Below are 21,973 nucleotides of genomic sequence, written 5' to 3' on the forward strand. Positions count from 1 at the left end.
GCATCATGTCAGATCACGTCAAGCTAGATGAAGAGCAGCATAAGACGGCCGATGTTCACTATCGGCTATTAGTCGATAGCATCACCGACTATGCCATCATCATGCTAGATGCAGCCGGATATATTCAGAGTTGGAATGCTGGCGCACGACACATTCTGGGTTACTCGCTAGAGCAGATTTTGGGGCAGTCCGTATTGTCCTTGTTTTCTGAAGAGATACTGAACAATCACTTTCCCCCATCATTATTAAGCCATGTCGCCCAACACGGGCAATACGACGTTGATACTTGGTTACACCGGCAAGACGGTTCTGAATTTTGGGCTAATGTGTTGATTACCGCACTGTTTGAGCCTGACGGGAAGTTAATCGGCTACAGCCAAATCATCAAAGACCTCAGCGAGCGGCGCCGCATTGATGAGCGTTTTCGACGTGTAGTTGAGTCCGCACCTAACGCGATGGTGATGGTGAATCACCACGGCAGTATTGAAATGGTGAACACCCAGGCAGAGCGTTTATTCGACTACAGCCGTGCTGAGATGTTGGGACAAAAAATCGAAATTCTTGTGCCTGATCGCTTCCGTCATGGACACCCAACAAAACGCGATATGTTTTTGCATGCACCACAATCGCGACCAATGGGCGCGGGACGCGATCTGTTTGGCAGACGCAAAGACGGCAGCGAATTCCCGATTGAGATTGGCCTCAATCCGATTGAAACCGATGAGGGCATGATGGTGCTGTCTTCGATTGTTGATATCTCTGAACGCAAGCGTTTGGAAGAACGTTTTCGCCGTGTCGTCGAATCCGCTCCGAACGCGATGGTGATGGTGAACTCGCGAGGAAAAATAGAAATGGTGAATACGCAAGCCGAACTATTATTCCAATACGCACGTGCAGAGTTACTTGGCCAGCTGATAGAAATTTTGGTGCCTGAGCGATTCAGACATGAACATCCCGATAAACGTCGACAGTTTTTCGGCGACTTGCAGTCGCGCCCTATGGGCGCTGGCCGAGATCTATTTGGACGTCGCAAAGATGGCAGTGAATTCCCTATCGAAATCGGCCTCAATCCGATAGAAACGGAAGAAGGCATGATGGTGCTATCGTCAATTGTCGACATCTCAGACCGTAAACAAAAAGAGTTACGAATTCAAGAGGCACTCGCTGAGAAAGACGTCTTGCTCGGTGAGATCCATCATCGCGTTAAAAATAATCTCCAAGTCGTGCACAGCTTACTTAGCTTGCAATCCTCATTGATCAATGACGAAGCGGTCAGAAATATGCTGATGGATAGTCAGAATCGGATTCAATCGATGGCATTGATACATCAAACACTGTATCAATCAAATAATTTTACGCGTGTCGACTTTTCTGATTTTTTAGAAGCCTTAATTCCAACTCTAGTAAATTCTTACTCAATATCGGGGAAAAATATCACGCTTTCGGTGAATGTCGATGAAGTTTATCTACCAATCAATTCAGCAATTCCTTGCGGCTTACTCATCAATGAATTAATCACAAATGCACTAAAACACGCATTCACAGATCGAAGCGAAGGCACAATCAGTGTTGCCTTATCAGCCAAAGATAACAAGGAAATTCAATTAATGATCAGCGATGACGGCAATGGCATTGCTGATCATCTGAATCTAGATGAGGTCGAGACCTTGGGCTTGCGCTTGGTAAATTTACTGTCGCAACAACTGAATGGCGCGCTACATATACAGCGTCAGCATCCTACACAGTTTGTATTGCGCTTTCCACTGACAGAACATTAAACGAGGGCTTCACCATGCTGACACGTGTTTTAATCGTTGAGGACGAGAGTATTGTTGCTCTTGATCTGCAACGACGTCTGATTCGACTTGGCTATGATGTACCTCGCGTCGCTGCTAGTTGCGAACAAACTCTCAAGGCTATACAAGAAACCATGCCGCATATCGTACTGATGGACATCAATATTGCTGGCGATATTGATGGCATAGACACTGCAGCAAAAATCGAGCTACCTGTCATTTTTCTAACCGCATATTCTGAAGAAAGTACCTTACAACGTGCCAAAGCCAGCAAACCTTATGGTTATCTGGTTAAACCATTTTCAGAGCGAGAACTACATGCGACCATACAAATGGCATTGGAACGCCATCAAGTCGAGACCCGCTTAAAGATGAGTGAAAATTTGCTGGCTGTTGCCTATGCAAAGATGGAAAGTGCAAAGCGTGAATTAGAAATCCATGCAGCGGAATTATTCAAAGAAAAACAGCGCCTAGAAGTTACGCTCAATTCCATCGGCGATGGTGTTATCACGACTGATCATGCAGGAAATGTCACGTACTTAAACCCAGTTGCCGAGAAAAAAACTGGTTGGTCGTGCGCTGAAGCGATCGGTTTGCCGATCTCAAGAGTACTCACATTAATCGACGAGGAAACAGGACTAGAGGGTGTTTCGCCAATTGAAACAACACTCAAGACTGGGCAAGTCACAGGCATGGCGCATAAGAGTGCATTAGTCAATCGCAATGGCAGCCGTTTTTCTATCGAAGATTCGACTGCACCAATGTTAGACCGCAACGATCAAATTATCGGTGCCGTAGTCGTTTTTCATGATGTCAGCGAAACCAAACGGCTGGCAGATGAGATGACTTACCAGGCTACGCATGATGAACTTACCGACTTAGTGAACCGTCGCGAGTTTGAGAAGCGTCTGCAAAAAGCGGTACAAGGTAGCGTTCTGCATCAACAGCAACATGCACTCGCCTACCTTGATCTCGACCAGTTTAAGATTGTCAATGACACCTGCGGTCATAATGCTGGCGATGAATTACTACGTCAGATCACCGGTTTATTGCGTTTAGCTTTACGCGCTAACGACACCCTAGCAAGACTGGGCGGTGATGAGTTTGGCGTGCTACTTGAAACTTGCCCACCCTATGTCGCCTTACAGATTTCGGAAAAATTACGAAATATTATTGGCGATTTCCATTTCAGTTGGGATGGCAAAACTTTCCCGATTAGCGTCAGTATTGGTTTGGTCAGTTTTGGCGGACAAGAAGCAGAACGGCAAGGCGTGCATGAAATTATGCGTTTCGCTGATTCCGCTTGCTACACCGCTAAAGATCTTGGCCGCAACCGAATTCACATCTATCAAACCGAAGATAATGCCATCACAAAACGACATGGTGAACTAGATTGGTACACCAAGATTTGCAGTGCCCTAGCGGATAATCGCTTGGCATTGTACGGACAAAAAATTGTCGCATTAAATCCATCAGTGCATGGGCAACACCAAGTACACGTAGAAGTATTGCTGCGCTTGATTAATCTAGAAGGAAAGGTAATTCCACCAATGGCCTTTATTCCAGCAGCAGAGCGATATGGATTAATGCCTGAAATTGACCGCTGGGTGATCCACCACGCATTTTCCTTTATTTCGAAAATAGCTGCACCTGAAAATGCGATGTTCTCCATCAACCTCTCTGGCGGTAGCTTAAACGACGAAAAGACACTCAACTATATTTACGAGCAACTCGCGATAAGTGGTGCTAGGCCACAAAGCATTTGTTTCGAAATCACCGAGACCGCAGCAATCGCCAACTTATTAAATGCACGTGCATTTATCGTGAGTTTGAAAGAGAAAGGCTGTTATTTCGCATTAGATGATTTTGGCAGTGGTATGTCTTCGTTTGCCTATCTCAAACATCTGCCAGTCGATTTTCTAAAAATTGATGGCTGCTTTGTCAAAGATATTATCAGTGATTCTGTTGACGCCGCGATGGTCGATGCGATTAATAAAATTGGCCACGTGATGGGATTAAAAACCATCGCCGAATTTGCCGAGAATCAGGAGATCATTAATCAATTACAAATGATGGGGGTCGACTATGCTCAAGGCTATGGCGTTGGTTATCCTGAGCCATTAACTAAATAAAACGCGTCCGACAAAAATTAGCAAAGGATTGCACCAATTTTTTGCGGGTTGTCGGCTAAATCCTCATCACTAATGGTATAAACCGGCGCGAAGCCGCCGCCAGGTGTACGGAAGTTAGTAGTTTGTCCTTGATACACGCGCGCCGCTGTCCACTGTACGCGCGCATCATAGGTGTATTGGCGAATATCAAATTTCATCTGTTCGGGTAATTCAGGTGATCCCGAAATTCGCTGCCCCGGTGTGATGATGCTTTGTGCGATGTAATCAGCGGATAAAATTTCATCCCATACGCGTTTCGTTAATTTATCACCGCGATACGCAGCGCGTCCTCCATAACCCGCATTTGGTTTAAAAAACAAATGGCGTCGATTTGCCCATAAACGCTCGGCTTGATCTGGGCGCACGAGCTCGGTGCGTGGGATATTTTCTAACAAACAAGCTTGTATTTCAGGGCTGACGCCAAGTGCTTGCAATTGTTCAGGATCAGTCCAAATCGCTAAATTGGCCTTATCAGCGAATAATGCATGCACTTGCGGATGCGGCGTTAAGACAACCGCATCCGCCAGATAAGCCTGTCTTAGCGCGTTCGTATTTGCTTGTTCTAGATAAAAATCAGTCAATCGGTTGTATACCAAGTCGATCTTGATATCGCCTTGCCACAAGCGACCTTCACGCCACGTCAAATCCTGCGGTGCGGCGATTAGCATATGTATACCAGCACGCTGAAGCAATTGTTGGAACAATAAAAATTCTGGGTAGAGATACTGCTCAGTCGGCGCATCGTCGACAATCGCTATCACACGCAGTTCAGCAAACGAAGTATTCGCTTGCGACTGTTGCGCCAGCATCCACTCATGCCGAAACATAGCAACAATATCTTGTTCAAGCGCTTGTACAGTGGAACGATCGTGTACGATATCATCCATCACCGCACAACAAGCTCGTTGGGCGCGTGCCAATACCGCATTGAGCATGGCGCCACCTGCGTTTGTATTAACCTCGATCAAACCAATTTTTTCGTCATGTAAATGAAAGTCGTAACCGAAAAAAACACCCTTTGCAGCCGGCTTTCCATGTTGCGCAATTGCTGGCGCACGACTTAAGATCTTGTCGCGAAACGCTGGCATCGCCACCACAGATTCTATCGCTTGGATCACCGCAGTCATGGCGCGTTGCTGGCTCGATGAAACAAATACTGGCTGCGCAGAAAACAGATGCGGACAACGTTGTTCAATTAAGTCGAAAATCTCAGGCGCGGCTAGCTCCACCTTAATCGCCTGCTTTAAAGCCCCATCGGGCAAGCTCAAACAGAAGCATTGGCTATTTAATTGTTGTATCGCCTTTGCAGCATCACCCTGCACATGACAGGCATGACAAACTTGGTCTGCGAGATTATTTGTTGCGCTCATTTAGTATGACTGAAGTAGATTACAAGCTTTGATAAGCAAGCTTAACGTAATGCATTACATGCTTGTTTTTAATATCAGCAAGTGTCGTCAACTTGATATGCCGACGAAACTTGCCTTTACCTTCTAAAACACCAAACTGATCGGGTAAACCTGCGCCTTCACCAAACTCCAATGACACATGATTCGCGTACGCAAAGATCCCGCAAAACGCCTGCTCGACTGCGAACAGAATACCACCATATTTAATTTCTTCTTGAACTGTTTCATCGTTCGAAGTGCTTAGGCTAAGAATTTGTTGACGTAATGCTTGTACCAGTTCATAGCAAACCGCATTTGTTAGGCGCAAATCCTGCAAATACAGTTCAACACGATTTCCCATGTCGTTACGATCCTGCGTTGTCATAAATCACTCCAAACTTGACGTAAGCCAATTGCATGAGCAGCGGCCAGCAACAAACAAATTGCAGAACTGGTCCACCAAAAAAGATCACTATTCCCAACGAAATAAGGCTTTAACCAAGGAAATGCCAAAGCACGTGCAAGTAATACGATAATCAAACCAAGTAAAACCAAACGTCGCAGCGGCAGCACCATGATCAAACCAGCAGCGGATAAAGCATAGGCAGAACAAAGCAAGAGCGCAATACCAACGATCGCCGCCATCAATAAGGGTTGTGTGTGACCACGACTCAGCATCGCAACAACTGCCTCACCGGCGCCAAGCAAACGAAACAAAGGCGCGCCCCAAATAAGGCAGGCAAAGTGTAACAGCGCAGCGACTAACGTCATTGCCGCAGCGATACATAAATAGAGATTGTAGGTCATTTGCGTAGTCTTATTGTGTGGCCAAATTCACTGAAAATTCATCCACAGTTCGATCTCTGATTTATCGAAAAAATCACTTCTTCTCTTCACGCAATTTTGCCATTGCTTGCATCATTTCTTTTTGTATCACCGGCATGATCTCGCCCATGTACACGCCAAATTTTTTCATCGCACTAGCACCTTCTTTTGATTCATAGAAGCTTGCGATCGCGTTTAATTCATCTGCCGTAAACACCTTGACCATTTTCTCTTTTGAGATCGATTCGAGAAATTCAATCCGTACAATACTGCGAATATCTTTTAAAAATTTCTCTCTTTGGTCTGCTGGCATCTGCTGCGCAAGCGACGCATAGGCGTCCTCTAGCATAGCCGACATCGGAACACTTTTCAGATAACGATCCGCCGCCTTCGCGCGTAACTCTGGACTATCTTGCGCAACCGCCACCGAGGAAAAACTCGCGCACGAGAAAAATAAAGCAACAATTAAACAGCTGAATTTCATTTTGATCTCACCAATTAAATTAATAAATACTATTTTACCGATATTCAATTAAATAACTAAGTAAATTAACTGGAAAGAAAAACTTACATTTCTTCAACTTAATTTGGCTTAACTTCATTCGGTGCAATTCAAGACGCTTATTCCTCATCGATTGCTTTAAATGCTCTTAACCAAGCCCCCGAAAAGACGAAACGTGGAAAATTAATCCACTGCTCTATCAATAATCTAGCGACTGCATTGAACTTACTGGTAAAAGGAACGGGTGGTAGCGTTTCAACTGCATGACCACGTCCTTGCAAGATAAGCGATAGCAGCATCAGACCGATACTGACTAGCACGCCGATTAATGAAGCCGCTGTCAGACTCACAATCAAATTCAGATTTCCAATCCAAAACAAGGGCACAGCCACAATATGAATCATCAAATTTTTTCGTGATCGATGATAAGAAGAATAGCTGTCCCATTGCCAGCGAATCAGTTCATGCAATTGCATAGTTTTGCCTCCGTACTAGTTAGTTATTAGTTAGTTTTCTTGAAGTAGCTGAATCAGATAAACATCCGTTTTACGATTGGCATCGATACGCAATTATTCTGGATCGGCGTCGAGCAATTGTTGCAAACGACGTTCGTAGAAATTCAGGAAATCTTTAGTTAATGCGTAGTGCTCGGTATCCTCATACTTTACCTCTTCTATTCCGTTACCGCTAAACTGAAAAATTTTTGCATTCGGATAGGCTAGAAGAATCGGTGAATGCGTTGCAATAATCAATTGCGAATCATTTTGCACTAGCTGATGAATTGCCGATAATGCGGCGAGTTGACGATTTGGCGATAAGGCTGCCTCTGGTTCGTCTAAGAGATACAGACCTTCACCGCGTAGCTTCGTCAATAAAAGCGCCATAAACGCTTCGCCATGTGAACGTGCATGCAGTGATTTGCCACCATAACTATCGAGGTAGCCCATCTTATCCATATAAGTGGCGACATTAAAGAAACTTTCCGCGCGTAGAAAATAGCCATCAGCTGGTCGCTTAGAACTCTGCGCCAATCGCAATACGGAATGCAGCGGAGAAATCGTATCAGCAGTTTGAAAACGCACGTTTTTAGTACCGCCTTCAGCACTAAAACCTAGGGCGATCGCGATGGCTTCTAAAATGGTCGATTTTCCCGAACCATTTGCGCCTACAAAGAAAGTGACATCGGGATGAAACTGCAAGTTGTTGATCGCCTGCACTGCCGGCAAATAATATGGGAACTGGTCTTGATCTAAATCCGCGTCGGCGCGTATCGATACGTGTCGCAAATAGGGTTTCGCTTGCAGACTACTCATAACAGGTGCGCCTCAAATTAGGGAAGCAAGCACCTTAATGGAATATGTAAGAAAAAACAAATCGAATGTTAATATCACTGGCTAGGTAGGCTTTACATTGCAGATGAACGCAACAGGTCAAAAAATCAACTGACGGTTTCACCAGCAATCAATACCGGCTGCCATAACACTTGTAGTTCTGATGGCGGCGTGCCGTTCTGCAAAGATAGCAGCATCTCTACCATTTTCTTACCTGCCAAATCGGGATTCGGTTGTTCTATCGTCGTTACATTGTAACCAGCCAAAGAATCTTCCATCTTGCCCCACACGATGATCGACATTTGCTTGCCGATGGTGACACCCGCATCGAGCAAAGCGCGCATCGCACCGACGCCAGCCATATGGTTATCGACAATGACGGCACTTGGCGGCGTGGCACTAGCAAGTAACTGTTGCATGGCGGCGTAACCACCACGTCGGTCATTTGAATTATCTTTGAGGTAATCTGGATTCGGCTTCAAACCTGCATCGCGCATCACGTTCTGAAAACTATCAAATCGCTGGCGCGCAAAATTCATTTCTAATGGCGCACTCATCAAGGCAATCCGTTGATGACCATACGCGAGTAAATGTTCAACCGCAACTCGCATACCGCTCTCGTTATCGTAATCAAACCAAGCATGTGGCTCATTGACACTAGTCCGACCATGCGCAACAAATGGCAAGCCATGTTGAGCGAGATACGCGACGCGTTCATCATACAATCGAGTACGCCCCACAATCAAACCATCCACTCGGCGCTCTTTCACCATATGCTCGTAAGCACGTAATTCATTCTCTGGTGAGACTGGCGCCATGATTAAATCCATCTGACGATATTCCAATGCCTCGACCATACCGCCGACAATTTGCATGAACATAGGATCAGCCAAATCGTTTGCGATCAGCGCATGAATAATACCGATCACATTGGTACGACCTGATGCCAAGCTGCGCGCCATCGGATTAGGACGATAACCAAATTGTTCAGCCGCCTCTAAAACACGTTGACGAGTGCGCGCACTGACTTCTGGATAGCCGTTCAATGCACGACTAACCGTGGTTTCAGAGATGCCGAGATTTTGTGCCAAACTTTTGAGGTTCATGGTACCAAATTCAATATTGATGAAGACAGGCGACTTACAAAAAAGCGAAGTTTAATGGCATGTAGCATGCAGGACAAGGTATTTTGTCGGCGTCTTTGCAGATCATTAACTTCACCAAATCAGAACATCTTAATTACCAATTCACACGAATTAAATTTGTTGATTTCGCGTTTGCACGGACTTGGGCTGTAAGTAACTTTGACTTTGGGTTCCAGCTAAATACAGCTTTCTTACCGTTCACAAGCACGTGATTTGGTGCTTGCTCCACATTATGCAAAAACAGGGAAACTTGTTTGCTTACAACCTTCATTTTTTTTCCGTTGCGCTGCTGTATCTGAATTTGCAGTGAAGGCTTGCCATTGCTTTGGGTCTGCAATGCACTTGTAAATTGATGAAGACGATAGCGGCCTTGTTGATAGGACTGCGCGGTGATGCCATCATCTTCATACATGCTCCCCTGTGCACTGCTCACCGCTGCGTCATGATAGTAATGCAGCTCTAACGCACTCTCATCATAAAACTGCGTACTTTGCATAGGCTTAGCCATAGGAATAAAAGCACCAGCACGCACAAATACGGGAATATGCTCTTGATGCACTTCTACCGTATGCTGCGTACCACCGTTGTAAACCTGACCGCTATAAAAGTCGATCCAGGTTCCTTGTGGGAACATGACGTCGGCCTGCTGTTGCCCTGCTTGCATAATCGGTTGTACTAAAAAATCATTCCCCCACAAATACGACGCGGAATGAGAGCGCAATTGCTCTTTATCGGGTTCAGCAAAAAATAATGGTCGCATCAAAGGCAAACCTAATTGCTGATTTTCAAACGCGAGGGTGTAATTGTAAGGCAGCAAACGGTAGCGTAATTCAATCGCAGCTTTTGCTAACTGCTTAGCCTTAGCAGCACGAAAGATCGGCTCTGAAGCAACTTCTTCTTGCGCATGTGGGCGGAAGATAGGCTGAAACACACCGTACTGCAACCAGCGCGCATACAACTCATCGTCTAAATTCGCGCCAGCAAATCCACCTAAATCCGAATGCATGTATGCCAAGCCTTGCATACCCATTTGCAATGCGATTTCTGGCTGCGAGCGTAGACCACCCCAAGTACGATTCACATCACCCGACCAAGGAATCAAGCCAAAGCGTTGCGAACCAGAATAACCAGCGCGCATCAAAATAAAAGGACGTTGTGTTGGAAAATCTTTCTGATACCCCTGTGCGATTAACTTCGCCCATTCATGTCCATAGATATTGTGCACTTGATCTGCGCCGAGCTGTCCGTTCGCATGACGCAACTCACTAGGATGCACTTCTGGTTCACCAAGATCACCCCAGACCCCAGCAACACCTTGCTGCGCTAAACCTTTGTAGATATTCCAAAACCAGTCACGCGCTTTTGGTTGGAATAAATCAATTAATCCCGTATTACCAAAATAGAAGTCATAGGTGAAAGGCTTGCCTGCGTGATCCGTCGCCAGTATTTTTTCTTGTACCGCTTCTTGCCAACGATTTGAGGTAGTCAAAATAAATGGCTCAGTGATGAGTACGGTTTTCACACCTTGCTGATTAAAATCCGCAATCATACTTTTCGGATTTTTAAAATTGTCTTGGTCGAAGGCGAGATTACCCATCGTCCCCTTCACTTCTTTTCCAAACCAATACAAATCAAAAATAATCGCATCAACGGGAATTTGCTCTGCACGATATTGCGCAATGACTTGACGAGCCTCGGCTTCTGAATGATAACCAAATCGACTGGCAAAATTACCGAACGCCCAGCGCGGTGGCAGTGGTTGGCGACCAGTGAGTTGGGTGTAGTTAGCAATCAATTTCGCCCAGGAGGCGCCTGCAATAATTTGATAGATTTTTCGTCCACCTATGGTTTCATAGCTGAGTGAATTATCCTTATTGCTATCGAGATCAAGTGTGCCGATGGCGGCATTATCAAAATGGATGCCATACATCTTGGATGAATATACCAGCGGTATCGCAAAGTTCATTTGACTCGATTGTTCTTCGTAGCCGTAATGCGCTTTATTGTAGAGCGGTAGCCGATGCCCACGCCGATTCATACCTAGCGCCCGTGCCCCAGCTCCATACAAAGCTTCGTTAGCATCTAAATGAAAACTTAAACGTTCTTTATTTTTCTCTACATTATCAATCTTTTCATAGCCCATTTTTTCCGAGGTTAATAATTTACCTTGATAAAAATAGCTGATCTGAAATGGTGCTTTTTGTATGCGTACAGAAATGCCTGCGCTTGCATAATCTATCTGCTGCGCGGCTTCTTGAAGCTGCATTTTGACCACTTGCGGTTTCGCCACCACCGCATGTGATTGCTGATCAAATGCGGAAATCACCTCACCTTTAGGGATAAACTGAGTCTCAACAACTTCAGTCGAATAAGGACGGATTTGATATTCACCATCGTTCGTCACGATGACTAAATGCGCTGGGCTTTGCTTTACTTGCAGCACTTGGCGTTGCGGATTTTGCGCGTAAGCAGACGTACTCAAAACAAACGTATTAAAAGCAAACAGAATCGCTGCGGAGATGAGACTCACAGGCCGAAAGTGGTGTGTAGCTTGTTTCATAGTTTACCCAAAAGAATCATTGAATGTTTAGTTGCAATTTGGACTTTGCCAGATTGAACGATGACACTTTGGCCAGAGTAGTAATCTTGCAAACGCTCGCCATCTCGGAACACCGTGTCGACAGCGATCGTATGCGTTTTCGCTCTGGGCAAATCGAGTGCAACGATGACCTGATCACTCACACCGTCCTTTTGATAACTGCGCTGAAAGATATACGGCTTAGCAGAAAGTTGTTGATGTACACCAGCGCCAACTGCGATATGCGCGGCACGGAATTGCCCTAATTTTTGCCAATGCTGGAGCAAGTCCCGATAGCTGGGAGTAGCTTGATAGGTAAATGGTATTTGCGTCGATGTTAGTGGTAAACGCACATTTTTTTGCAGCACCGACCAATCCATCATGGATCGCAATTTTGCATCACCTTGCGCTTCAGCGATGTTTAATAATCGCGCGATTTCATCGCCGTAATAAATCTGCACAGAACCCGGCGTCAACATCAATTTAGTTGCAGATTCAAATGGGCGTTGGCGCGCTGGATCAAACGGACTGCCATCATCATGCGAACTAATGTAATTTAATACCGAATAGCCTTTTAAATCCTGTTGCAAGTAGTTGGCATAACGACTAAATAGAGTTTCGTAATCTTGCTGCGCATCCGATTTAAAACCAAAATTAATCATGCTGTCAAAGCCATTTGCATAATAATTGACGCGACTGCCGCCATCCATACGGAACTGCAAACCATCGCTGATTGGATAGTTATACGCCTCGGCAGTCATGAAAAATGGCGCATCGCTAAACTTCTTTTTAGGATGGGCGCGCTTCCATTCCTCAAAAGCGATATGCGCTTCTTGCTTCAATTCTTTCCAAACGCTGGCTTCCACATGCTTAACTGTATCAACACGGAATCCATCAATGCCATATTTGCGTATCCAATCAGTGTGCCATTTCATCAGATGATAGCGCGGCGCACGTGGGAAACCGGTGCGCGCAAAATACGCGTCTAACTCTTTTACTTCGCGTTCATACCGCCCCTCTTGCTTCCACTTTTGTACCAGCTGTGGAGGCAAATCAACTGGCTTATCACTCTCGGTCAAGATGTCAGGTAAGTTTTTTACCAAGGTACATTTGATTGCACCATCTGCCGTTTTGTAATCGCAAGTTGGTTCTGTACGCACCCAATCTGCAGGCCACGCCGTGTCGGTTGCAGTCACTGGTCCAATATGATTCATCACCACATCAAGCAAGATGCGTATGCCATGTTGATGTGCGACTTCGACTAGCTTTTTAAAGTCTTTATCACTACCTAAATTGGCGTCTACCTTGGTAAAGTCTTTGGTCCAATAACCATGAAATCCATACGACTTGCCCGTACCTTCATCGGTTCCTTCATGAATTTGTTCGACTGGCGGCGTGATCCATAAAGCATTCACACCCAAACGACTAAAATAACCATCCTGAATTTTGGCAATCACGCCTCGCAGATCACCGCCCATAAAACCCCGCAGAGGCGCTGCATCGGCTTGTCGACCGTATGCCAAATCATTTGTCTTATCTGCGTTATGAAAACGATCTGTAAGCAAAAAATAGACAGTCGCGTTTTCCCATAAGAAGGGATGTTTGTTTGTTCGCTTATTTTCAGCCGCGCTCGCATGTTGAGTCAGGCTCAGGCTCAATAGCGATAAACAAATTAGGGTCTTACGAAACATAAAAAATCCTATCTTAGAGAAAATACCCACGCGATCTATTTTGTAATTGCCTTCTCGGCCTCGTCTTGTACAAACAAAGTCAATACGCCTGCGAGCACCATACAAGCACCACCAAGCATCAAAATCTTGACGGATTGATTGGCAAAAAAGTGCTTCAAAATCGCCCCTAAGACAACGCCAGCAACAATCTGCGGAATCACCACAAAGAAGTTAAACAAACCCATGTAGTAACCCATTTTATTTGCGGGCAAAGCGCCCGCCAAAATGGCATATGGCATGGTCAACACACTCGCCCAAGCAATACCCACGCCAACCATAGGCAGCAATAACATCTCTTTGGAGGTGATCGCAAAAATACTAATCAAACTAAATCCACCAATCGCTAAACACAACAAATGTACAAACTTGCGGCTGGTGACTTTGGCCAACATCGGTAATAAAAACGCGGCAATTGCAGAGACACCGCCATACATGGCAAACATGATGCCAACCCAGTTACCTGCCTCTTGATAAGCACTCGATTGCGCGTCACTCGATTGGAAAACACCAGAGGCGATCGAAGGTGTGGTGTAGACCCACATCGCGAACAAGGCGACCCATGTAAAAAACTGTACTATAGCCAGTTGTACCATGGTCTTTGGCATCTTAAAGAAGCCACCTAAGATTTCTTTCACCGCCTTACCCAAGCCTTGATTCGCCGCACGCTCTGCTAAAAAGGCATCCATGTCGGCGGGTGCATCTTCTTTACTCAACAAAACTGTCCACATGACCGCCAAGAAATACACACTGCCGCCCACATAGAAAGAATAACGTACAGTATCGGGAATCGCGCCATTGACAGGCACATTGCTGACGCCAAGATAGTCAGTAAAAATCGTTGGCAATAATGAAGCGATCACGCCACCACAACCGATAAAAAAAGTTTGCATCGCAAAGCCACCAGTTTGCTGACTCGCATCTAACTTGTCGCCAACAAATGCACGGAACGGTTCCATCGATACATTGATCGAGGCATCCATCAACCACAGCACAAATACTGCCATCCACAACACACTGGAATTTGGCATCAGAAACATCGCAATCGATGCCAATACCGAACCAATAAAAAAGAAAGGACGACGACGCCCCCATTTTGGATGCCAAGTGTTATCGCTTAAATAGCCAATGATAGGTTGCACTAACAAACCAGTAATCGGCGCCGCTAGCCAAAGAATAGACAGACTATCGATATCAGCACCCAAGGTGGCAAAGATACGACTGGTGTTGGTATTTTGTAGCGCAAAGCCAAATTGAATACCGAAAAAGCCAAAGCTCATGTGCCAAATCTGCCAAAACGACAGTTTAGGTTTTGCTAGTTGATGCATAAATGTCCCCTCAAAAATTCGGTAGTTGGTCTATTCTTTGTATGTATTGCTTATGTGTATTGCCTAGTACCTTGCAAAGCGTGTTAAGAACTGCGTCCTATCAACTCGCGCAAACGCATTAGTTTTGGTTGCACCACTGGCACGGTTAACATCGTGCTGGCAATTGCCATCAGTAATAAAGCAGTAAAAGTAGCGTTCGTGATGATGGCCTTATCTAACAAAATATTGGCAAAAATAATCATGATCAGGGCCTTGGTTTGCAATAACCAGCCAATGATGCTGGCTTCACCCTTTTTCCATTTCAGTACACGTCCTGCGATTTGTATGCCGATCAATTTGCCAGAAACGGAGGCCACCAACAGCGCAAACGCGGCAATGAATACACTTGCCCCACCCATCGTCCAATTGGTTTTTAAACCGGTACTCAAGAAAAAGACGGGCATCATTACCAGCAAGACATGGTGACGCAATGCATCCATTTTTTCTTGAATAAACCAAACCGCATCCATCACAGCACCGGCCAAAAATGCCCCCACCATAAAATGTAAGCCTGCCCAATCCGCCGCAAACGCGCAGATAGCCAACCAAATCAATGCGGCATACCATCGATCTGCTTCTTGTAAGCGCAGCATCAATTTTCTAAACAACCATGCGGCAACACCAAATACCATCAGAAAAACTACTTGACGACCAACTCTGGTCCAATCGAGCAAGATCAAAGCCAATACGCCCCAAATCGCAATGTCATCGACACTGGCATAGCGTAAGATTCTTTGTCCTAATGGTTCACGCAAGATCTGCATTTTTTCCATCAACAAAATCAGAATCGGCAAAGCGGTAACCGCACATGACATGCCGATACCAAGCACGAATTGCCACGACAAAGCTTTTTCACCAATCCAACCTACCATCGGCAACATGCCTAGCGCTACACCACTTCCAACTAGCAATGGCATACCTAACGCCAATCCCGCAGTGATTCCACTCTCGCGTTTGTGTTCCCAAGCTTGCTTCAAATCCAATTCAACACCAGCGATCATCACAAAAATCATAACCGCCCAAAGTGCGATTCCATTTAGATGCTGTACCACCACTGGGTTAAATACGAATTGGTACACCTCAGGTAAAGCATTGCCGAGCACTCCAGGCCCAAGCAAAATACCTGTGATGATTTGCACTACCACCAAAGGGGCGAAGTAATCAGTTTTCCCGAGCCGCCAAATCAAATAAGGCAGGCTGAAAATCACGAGCATCGCAATCAAAAAGATTTCGGTGTTACTCATGGCAGATTTCCCTATCCATCAAGAAATCCACACAGAAAATATGAAGCAACATCATGATAGACGTACAGCCGCGCAATGTTTAGCGATATACGCAGCATGATCTGGCATTACCTTGACGCACTTAGCGATGACGTCGCGTACACTTTCGAGATACTCCAAGGTATCGGCTTCAGTTTGTAGATTGACCAAAGAATGAAAACTCTCGACTGGCATGTTTTGTCCTTCAAGCACTTGCAGCCAGCCGACTTCAGCAAACAATTCATCATCCACACGCAGTAAGCGACCGCTGGCTCGATACATTTCCATCTTATGCATCAAGCTTTCTGGCACCGCCATCTCGGCACAATTTTTCCAAAATGGCGCATCTTCACGTTGATTTAATTTGTAATGCAAGATGACGAAATCACGAATGCGTTCATACTCAAATTTGCTTTGACGATTGTATTCATTGATATCGACTTGATTAAACACTTTGCCTGGGAAGAAACTAATCAAACGCGCGATGGCGGTTTGTATCAAGTGAATACTGGTGGATTCTAATGGCTCCAAGAAACCACTCGCTAAGCCAATCGCAACAACATTCTTATTCCAACATTGCTTACGCATTCCCGTGGTGAACTTCAACAAGCGTGGTTCTGCCAATGGCTTGCCATCCAAGTTTGCCAATAAGCTTGCAGCAGCTTCATCCTCACTAGTAAATTGGCTGCAAAACACGTGACCATTACCAATGCGATGTTGCAAAGGAATACGCCATTGCCAACCTGCTTTATGCGCTGTCGAGCGTGTGTAGGGTGTTAATACTGGCGCCGATTCGCAAGGTACCGCCAAAGCGCGATCGCATGGCAAGAAATGCGTCCAATCTTCGTAACCAGTCTTCAATGTTTGCTCGATCAAAAGACCACGGAAGCCTGAACAATCGATAAATAATTCGCCAGCAATCACCTCGCCATTTTCCAACACAATGGATTCGATAAAACCATCAGTATCGCGTTGCTTTACTTGCGTGATTTTTCCTTCGGTGCGGACCACACCTAATTTCTCTGCATACTTGCGCAGATATTTCGCGTACAAACTCGCATCAAAATGATAGGCATGGGCGATTTGATTTAATGGTGAATTTTCTACCTCATGATTCGCTGGCATAAACTTATTCGCTTTTGCCGCCATTCGTGTGATCGAATATTCTTCTAACGGTGCGACCTTGCCTTGTTGGCGAAACTTTTGCCAATATTGGTCAAAACGTACCGTGTAGGTGTCTTGACCGATAGTGCCGAAACCATGCATGTAGCGATCACCAAGCTTGCCCCAATTGACAAATTCAATCCCTAATTTAAAGGTGCCTTGGGTTTCTCGCAGAAACTCATTTTCATCAATGCCCAAGACATGATTGAAGCGCTGTATCATCGGAATCGTGGCTTCGCCCACACCGACGATACCAATTTCATCAGATTCGACCACGCGGATCTTGACTTGCCCTTGCAGAGTTCGGGCTAAGGCGGCAGCTGTCATCCAGCCTGAGGTACCACCACCTACAATCACCACATCTTGAATTAATGGATTATTCATCTTGAGCTCACACGCTAAAAAGAGTTGATGGAAATTTGCTTCGATCAGGCTTCGATCAAGCTTCGATCAAATTGGAAAATTTTCTAGAAATCTTAGTGTACTGCACCGCATTCCGAGAAACCCATTTACCAAACTTATTTTCATCAAGTCTTTTCTGTTTTTTCTTTTTCGATCGTTAATTTCGAAACACAAAGAAACCAACAATATCGACAAAATCAAAAGCTAAAAAAAAGACCCCTGCCATGCCGCGCAGGGGTCTTTACTTAGTTCAAATTAGAACTTGTAGTTTGCGCCGAACAGATAAGTTCTACCGTAAGTCACTTTATTTGTGATCACGTTAGGATCGGTGTTGTACTCTTGGAACGGTGTGTTGTTCCAGTTGTTTGCTTGCACCAACAAAGACAATCCTTTCAACCAGCCAGATTGGAATTCATAAGATGCTTGCAAATCAACCAGCGTTTCCCCCTTCACCATCGTCAACTGCATATTGTCTTGGTAATCGCTTACTTGACCTAAGAAGTCAGAACGCTTACGTGCTGCCCAAGCCACTTGGAAGCCATTTTTTTCATAGTACAGACGCAAGTTCGAAACTTTCTTCGACAAGCCTGGCAATGGAATATTCAAAGATGTCACTGCCACATTACCAAATCCAAAACCTGGCAAAGTAATTTTGCTGGAGGTGTCAGAGTGATTCAACATCGCGCCGAAACCATCGAGGTAGGAACTAAACATATTGAACGGTACGTTCACAGCCATTTCAAAACCATGGATGCTACCGCCTTCGCCGTTACGTGGAGCAGTCAACAAACCAACTGTTGAACCTTTATATGCACCAGTTAATGGCAATGGTGTTTTCGCACTAACAAATGGCGCGAAATCAAATGTTGTTGGTGAACGATAGATGTAGGTATCTAAAGATTTGTAGAAACCTGCGAAGCTGAAATAACCTTTGTTACCAAAGTATTTTTCATACGACAAATCTAAAGCTTTAGCCAAAAATGGTTTCAAGTTTGGATTACCGCCGCTACCAGTCAAGATTGGATTATTGCCTTGCGTTGTGACACCAAATGCTTGGCTTGCACGCATATCATCCATATTTGCGCGTGACATGATCTTGCCTGCACCAACACGGAAGTATTGATCACTACCCAAATTAAACGACACGTTCAAGCTTGGCAGAATATTGGAGTAAGAAGTGCCGCCACCAACCACGCTAGATGGGCAAGTTGCTGCTGTGATACCTGTACAGTTAGCTAAATCAACTTGGTTACCAGTAGAGGACTGATTGGTATGAACAAATTGCACACCGACATTACCGCGATAGTTCAAGCCCATCAATTCACCGTCTAAGTCACCCATCGCGTAAGCGGTAGTCACTTTTTCATGAACTGACCAATCTTTTGCCAACACCGATGCATCAACCCAGCGAGCTAGATCATAAATTGAACCCAATGAACCCTCTGGATCAAATGAAACGATAGGCAAACCAGTTGTTCCAGCAACACCCACTGCTGAACCTGGCACGGTTGCGGTTGCATAGCCGTTAGTGCCTTTTACAACCAAACGACCTTCTTGACCTGCACGAATTTTTTCACGATCTGTACCATTCACGCCAAAACGTGCAGTCACAATCGGACCAAACTCAACATCGCGGCTAGCCGTCAAACGGAAGCTCGTTACTTTGTCATTCACAGTTGGCAGCGCAACATAACCAGCTTGTGGAGAATCAACACCACCGCCCCAACCATTCACGTCAGTCAGTTTCGCAACATTGCGGTCACCAAAATTTAAGCTGGTTGTGTACTTCACATCATTGAAGTTACCGCCATTGAAACCTGTGTAGCTAATCGATGACAGACCAGTCGCATTACCTGGTTGACCTGCCGTTGTTTCGTAGCGTGATGCGTCTTTTTTCGCTTTGGAATAAGCCAAATCCGCGTTCAAAGTCCATTCATCTACTTTCAAATCACTATTCCAACCGATGGATGTGAACTTATCTTTTGCAGATTCTTTATGGTTACGCACAACACCTTTGTAGTTACTAAAAGTACCTGCTGTGACGACGCCGTTGACAATAGTCGCATTAGACAACACGCCATCTGGATCATAGCCACCAGCAGAACCGGCAATCGCACCTTCTAACCCAGTCTTTTTCAAGCTAGAGCTACCGGCTGAGTAGAATAAGTCGATTGTCGATTTAAAGTTTTTGTTTGGCTTAAATTGCAAGGTCGCAGATGCGCCATCGCGATCGCTCTTGCTGGTTTCTGTGTCCGCACCGAAACCACCGATGGTCTTTACTTTAGCACCGTTGTAATCGACTTCTGGAGACCAACCACCCCAAGTATTAAAACGTTGTTGCGCGCCGCCATCTTCTTTGAACTTGGTAAAGCCTAATGACAAACCAATCGTGCGATCTGCGAATTGATCAACATAAGAGAAGGAAATACGATCGCCGCTACCTTCTGATGCAGTTTGCACGCCAGTACGTTGTTTACGATATGCGGCAGATACAACTTGCTTGCCAAAATCGAGTGGCTTCAAGGTGTTCAAATCAATCGTCGCTGCCAAACCTTGACCAATCAAGGATGCATCAGGTGTTTTGTAGATCATGACTGAACCCATCAATTCTGCTGGGAACAAATCAAACTCTGGTGCACGAGCATTACCTGTTGATGCTTGTTCGCGACCATTGAGCAATGAACCATTAAATGATGGCGACAAACCACGCACACTAATATCGGCTGCTTTACCAGAAGATCGACTACGTTGTGCTGTCACACCTGGCAAACGAGAGATGGATTCTGCAACGCTAGAGTCTGGCAATTTACCAATATCTTCAGCAGAAATCGCTTCTACGATGGAGGTGGAGTTTTTCTTCAAGGAAATCGCTGCTTCAATACCACGGCGAATACCAGTAACAACCACGGTCTCGGTGGTTTGCTGTGGGTCTGCCTTTGCCGCTTCTTTAGCTGGCTCAGCTTGCTGCGCAAACGCAGCACCTGAACTTAGCGCCAACATCACTGCGCAACCAGCAGCAATCGGGGTTAACTTGACCATCGCACGGTTCAGACTCGAACTCTGCTGGCGCTTGCTTAAATTCAGTTCCATTTAAATCTCCAAATGTTTTTTATCACTGCAATCTAGGGGGGGGAGGAAATCAACAACTACTTCTTATTTTCAGCATCGAATTCGAATCCATGAACTTTTGGTCTAAATTCAAATCTTGGCTCAAGTTTGTACCAAAACTAAATTTAGTGTCAATCAGAAAAATCGCAGAATTGAGGAAGTATTTTTACTCTCCTATGAGGAAGTTATCTATTACGTGGCTTGAAAACCACAGTTACATCATCATAATTTATGTAGTCAAACTACATTTTATAGATTTCATTGCAAAGATTTTACCAAAAAATTCAAAGCGCTTTGTATTTTTCACTGTAATTTATTCAAAGCGCTTTAATTTTTTATCGTCTTATGGATTGCGTACAAGATAATTCAAATAAAGGGAGTTCAAAACGAAACCATATGCGAACTTAAGACGCAATCAATGGCCACACACCCAGTCTAGGATGAAATCTTTGTTTCGCCCATAAAAAAACCGCGATATGCAATCGCGGTTTTCGGTTCAAACTAAAACACTCGGGATGATACTTAACCCAATTTAGGGCGTCCTGCTTTAAGTGTTTGCAAATTTTCCACCAAATTTTTCAGTGTACTGATCGGTGTTTTCTTCAATAACACTAAACCTACGCGCAATAGCTGACTCTTCTTCACTTCAATCCCTGCGGCGATACAAGCTTTTTTCACTTCCCCTAGCACGGCATACTCAGCCTCTGGCATCGTAAAGCTATCACGTACTAATTTAGGCTTCTTGACTTTCTCTCTAAGGTTGGATTCAGACTTTGCGCTTGGCACCGATTTCTTCGCCACAGACTTGCCATTCTCTAGTTGAACAGCATCTACTGACTTTGCCGCGCCTTTTACTACTACCTTCTTAGTGACCTTTATCCCTGATTTAGACTGTGTCTTCGATTGCGACGCAGGTTTATCAGATGGAGATTTGATCGCAGGAGCTGTCTTCGCTACAGTCTTAGCTACAGACTTGGCTGCAGGTTTAACTGAAGCTTTAGTCGCTGACTTATTTACCGGCTTATTTGCAGGCTTAGAAGTTGCCTTCGCAACTGGAGTCTTTAACTCATCCGCGCTACGCATTGCTGCCGCCTTTGCCGCTGTATTAGCAATCGTTTTTGCTGGCACTACGGGAGGTTTGGCTTTCACCGCAGCCTTCACAACCACTTTTGCCGGCGCTTTTTTCTTCGCTGTCGTTACCATCATT

General features: G+C 45.1%; 16 protein-coding genes. 2 read left to right on the forward strand and 14 right to left on the reverse strand.

Annotation, left to right across the window (positions count from 1 at the left end; all coding sequences use genetic code 11):
• Nucleotides 1–5: 5 nt before the first annotated feature.
• On the forward strand, nt 6–1,778 hold the full coding sequence (locus tag IE103_RS05705; RefSeq protein ID WP_189344981.1) for a PAS domain S-box protein: 1,773 nt from the start codon (nt 6–8) through the stop codon (nt 1,776–1,778).
• A gap of 14 nt (nt 1,779–1,792) precedes the next feature.
• On the forward strand, nt 1,793–3,928 hold the full coding sequence (locus IE103_RS05710) for an EAL domain-containing protein (RefSeq protein WP_189344982.1): 2,136 nt from the start codon (nt 1,793–1,795) through the stop codon (nt 3,926–3,928).
• 17 nt (nt 3,929–3,945) lie between these two features.
• Here IE103_RS05710 and IE103_RS05715 read toward each other — a convergent pair whose 3' ends face one another.
• The 14 genes from IE103_RS05715 to IE103_RS05780 form a co-directional block, all read right to left on the reverse strand.
• Entirely contained in the window at nt 3,946–5,337 is a 1,392-nt protein-coding gene (locus tag IE103_RS05715) for a hypothetical protein (protein ID WP_229827090.1), read from the reverse strand.
• Nucleotides 5,338–5,356: 19 nt separating this feature from the next.
• Nucleotides 5,357–5,740: a DUF1801 domain-containing protein gene (locus IE103_RS05720; protein ID WP_229827091.1), complete on the reverse strand. Its 384-nt coding sequence runs from the start codon at nt 5,738–5,740 to the stop codon at nt 5,357–5,359.
• Nucleotides 5,737–6,162, reverse strand: a complete 426-nt coding sequence (locus tag IE103_RS05725) for a hypothetical protein (protein WP_189344983.1) — start codon at nt 6,160–6,162, stop codon at nt 5,737–5,739. The genes IE103_RS05720 and IE103_RS05725 overlap by 4 nt, the downstream gene beginning before the upstream one ends.
• Before the next feature lie 73 nt (nt 6,163–6,235).
• Nucleotides 6,236–6,664, reverse strand: coding sequence for a DUF2059 domain-containing protein (locus IE103_RS05730; RefSeq protein ID WP_189344984.1), 429 nt, complete (start codon nt 6,662–6,664; stop codon nt 6,236–6,238).
• 137 nt (nt 6,665–6,801) lie between these two features.
• Nucleotides 6,802–7,158, reverse strand: coding sequence for a DUF962 domain-containing protein (locus tag IE103_RS05735; protein ID WP_189344985.1), 357 nt, complete (start codon nt 7,156–7,158; stop codon nt 6,802–6,804).
• A 93-nt stretch (nt 7,159–7,251) separates the two neighbouring features.
• Nucleotides 7,252–7,995: an AAA family ATPase gene (locus tag IE103_RS05740; protein ID WP_189344986.1), complete on the reverse strand. Its 744-nt coding sequence runs from the start codon at nt 7,993–7,995 to the stop codon at nt 7,252–7,254.
• Nucleotides 7,996–8,120: 125 nt separating this feature from the next.
• Entirely contained in the window at nt 8,121–9,119 is a 999-nt protein-coding gene (locus tag IE103_RS05745; protein WP_189344987.1) for a substrate-binding domain-containing protein, read from the reverse strand.
• Between the two features lie 133 nt (nt 9,120–9,252).
• On the reverse strand, nt 9,253–11,718 hold the full coding sequence (locus tag IE103_RS05750; protein WP_189344988.1) for a glycoside hydrolase family 31 protein: 2,466 nt from the start codon (nt 11,716–11,718) through the stop codon (nt 9,253–9,255).
• Nucleotides 11,715–13,427, reverse strand: a complete 1,713-nt coding sequence (locus IE103_RS05755) for an alpha-amylase family glycosyl hydrolase (protein WP_189344989.1) — start codon at nt 13,425–13,427, stop codon at nt 11,715–11,717. Before IE103_RS05755 ends, IE103_RS05750 begins: the two co-directional genes overlap by 4 nt.
• Nucleotides 13,428–13,462: 35 nt before the next feature.
• Nucleotides 13,463–14,791, reverse strand: coding sequence for an MFS transporter (locus IE103_RS05760; protein ID WP_229827092.1), 1,329 nt, complete (start codon nt 14,789–14,791; stop codon nt 13,463–13,465).
• An 83-nt stretch (nt 14,792–14,874) separates the two neighbouring features.
• Nucleotides 14,875–16,074: a cation:proton antiporter gene (locus IE103_RS05765; protein ID WP_189344990.1), complete on the reverse strand. Its 1,200-nt coding sequence runs from the start codon at nt 16,072–16,074 to the stop codon at nt 14,875–14,877.
• A 51-nt stretch (nt 16,075–16,125) separates the two neighbouring features.
• Nucleotides 16,126–17,640 carry a tryptophan halogenase family protein gene (locus IE103_RS05770; RefSeq protein ID WP_189344991.1) on the reverse strand — a complete coding sequence of 505 codons (1,515 nt, stop codon included), beginning with the start codon at nt 17,638–17,640 and terminating at the stop codon, nt 16,126–16,128.
• 273 nt (nt 17,641–17,913) lie between these two features.
• Entirely contained in the window at nt 17,914–20,748 is a 2,835-nt protein-coding gene (locus IE103_RS05775) for a TonB-dependent receptor (RefSeq protein ID WP_189344992.1), read from the reverse strand.
• 540 nt (nt 20,749–21,288) lie between these two features.
• Entirely contained in the window at nt 21,289–21,972 is a 684-nt protein-coding gene (locus IE103_RS05780; RefSeq protein WP_229827093.1) for a hypothetical protein, read from the reverse strand.
• Nucleotide 21,973: the final 1 nt, after the last annotated feature.

It is taken from the genome of Affinundibacterium macrobrachii (genome assembly GCF_014652415.1).
Lineage (GTDB): Bacteria > Pseudomonadota > Gammaproteobacteria > Burkholderiales > Burkholderiaceae_D > Undibacterium > Undibacterium macrobrachii.

Coding starts and splice junctions, on each gene's coding strand:
- IE103_RS05705 (WP_189344981.1), top strand. CDS start 6: ATGTCAGATCACGTCAAGCTAGATGAAGAGCAGCATAAGACGGCCGAT.
- IE103_RS05710 (WP_189344982.1), top strand. CDS start 1,793: ATGCTGACACGTGTTTTAATCGTTGAGGACGAGAGTATTGTTGCTCTT.
- IE103_RS05715 (WP_229827090.1), bottom strand. CDS start 5,337: ATGAGCGCAACAAATAATCTCGCAGACCAAGTTTGTCATGCCTGTCAT.
- IE103_RS05720 (WP_229827091.1), bottom strand. CDS start 5,740: ATGACAACGCAGGATCGTAACGACATGGGAAATCGTGTTGAACTGTAT.
- IE103_RS05725 (WP_189344983.1), bottom strand. CDS start 6,162: ATGACCTACAATCTCTATTTATGTATCGCTGCGGCAATGACGTTAGTC.
- IE103_RS05730 (WP_189344984.1), bottom strand. CDS start 6,664: ATGAAATTCAGCTGTTTAATTGTTGCTTTATTTTTCTCGTGCGCGAGT.
- IE103_RS05735 (WP_189344985.1), bottom strand. CDS start 7,158: ATGCAATTGCATGAACTGATTCGCTGGCAATGGGACAGCTATTCTTCT.
- IE103_RS05740 (WP_189344986.1), bottom strand. CDS start 7,995: ATGAGTAGTCTGCAAGCGAAACCCTATTTGCGACACGTATCGATACGC.
- IE103_RS05745 (WP_189344987.1), bottom strand. CDS start 9,119: ATGAACCTCAAAAGTTTGGCACAAAATCTCGGCATCTCTGAAACCACG.
- IE103_RS05750 (WP_189344988.1), bottom strand. CDS start 11,718: ATGAAACAAGCTACACACCACTTTCGGCCTGTGAGTCTCATCTCCGCA.
- IE103_RS05755 (WP_189344989.1), bottom strand. CDS start 13,427: ATGTTTCGTAAGACCCTAATTTGTTTATCGCTATTGAGCCTGAGCCTG.
- IE103_RS05760 (WP_229827092.1), bottom strand. CDS start 14,791: ATGCATCAACTAGCAAAACCTAAACTGTCGTTTTGGCAGATTTGGCAC.
- IE103_RS05765 (WP_189344990.1), bottom strand. CDS start 16,074: ATGAGTAACACCGAAATCTTTTTGATTGCGATGCTCGTGATTTTCAGC.
- IE103_RS05770 (WP_189344991.1), bottom strand. CDS start 17,640: ATGAATAATCCATTAATTCAAGATGTGGTGATTGTAGGTGGTGGTACC.
- IE103_RS05775 (WP_189344992.1), bottom strand. CDS start 20,748: ATGGAACTGAATTTAAGCAAGCGCCAGCAGAGTTCGAGTCTGAACCGT.
- IE103_RS05780 (WP_229827093.1), bottom strand. CDS start 21,972: ATGATGGTAACGACAGCGAAGAAAAAAGCGCCGGCAAAAGTGGTTGTG.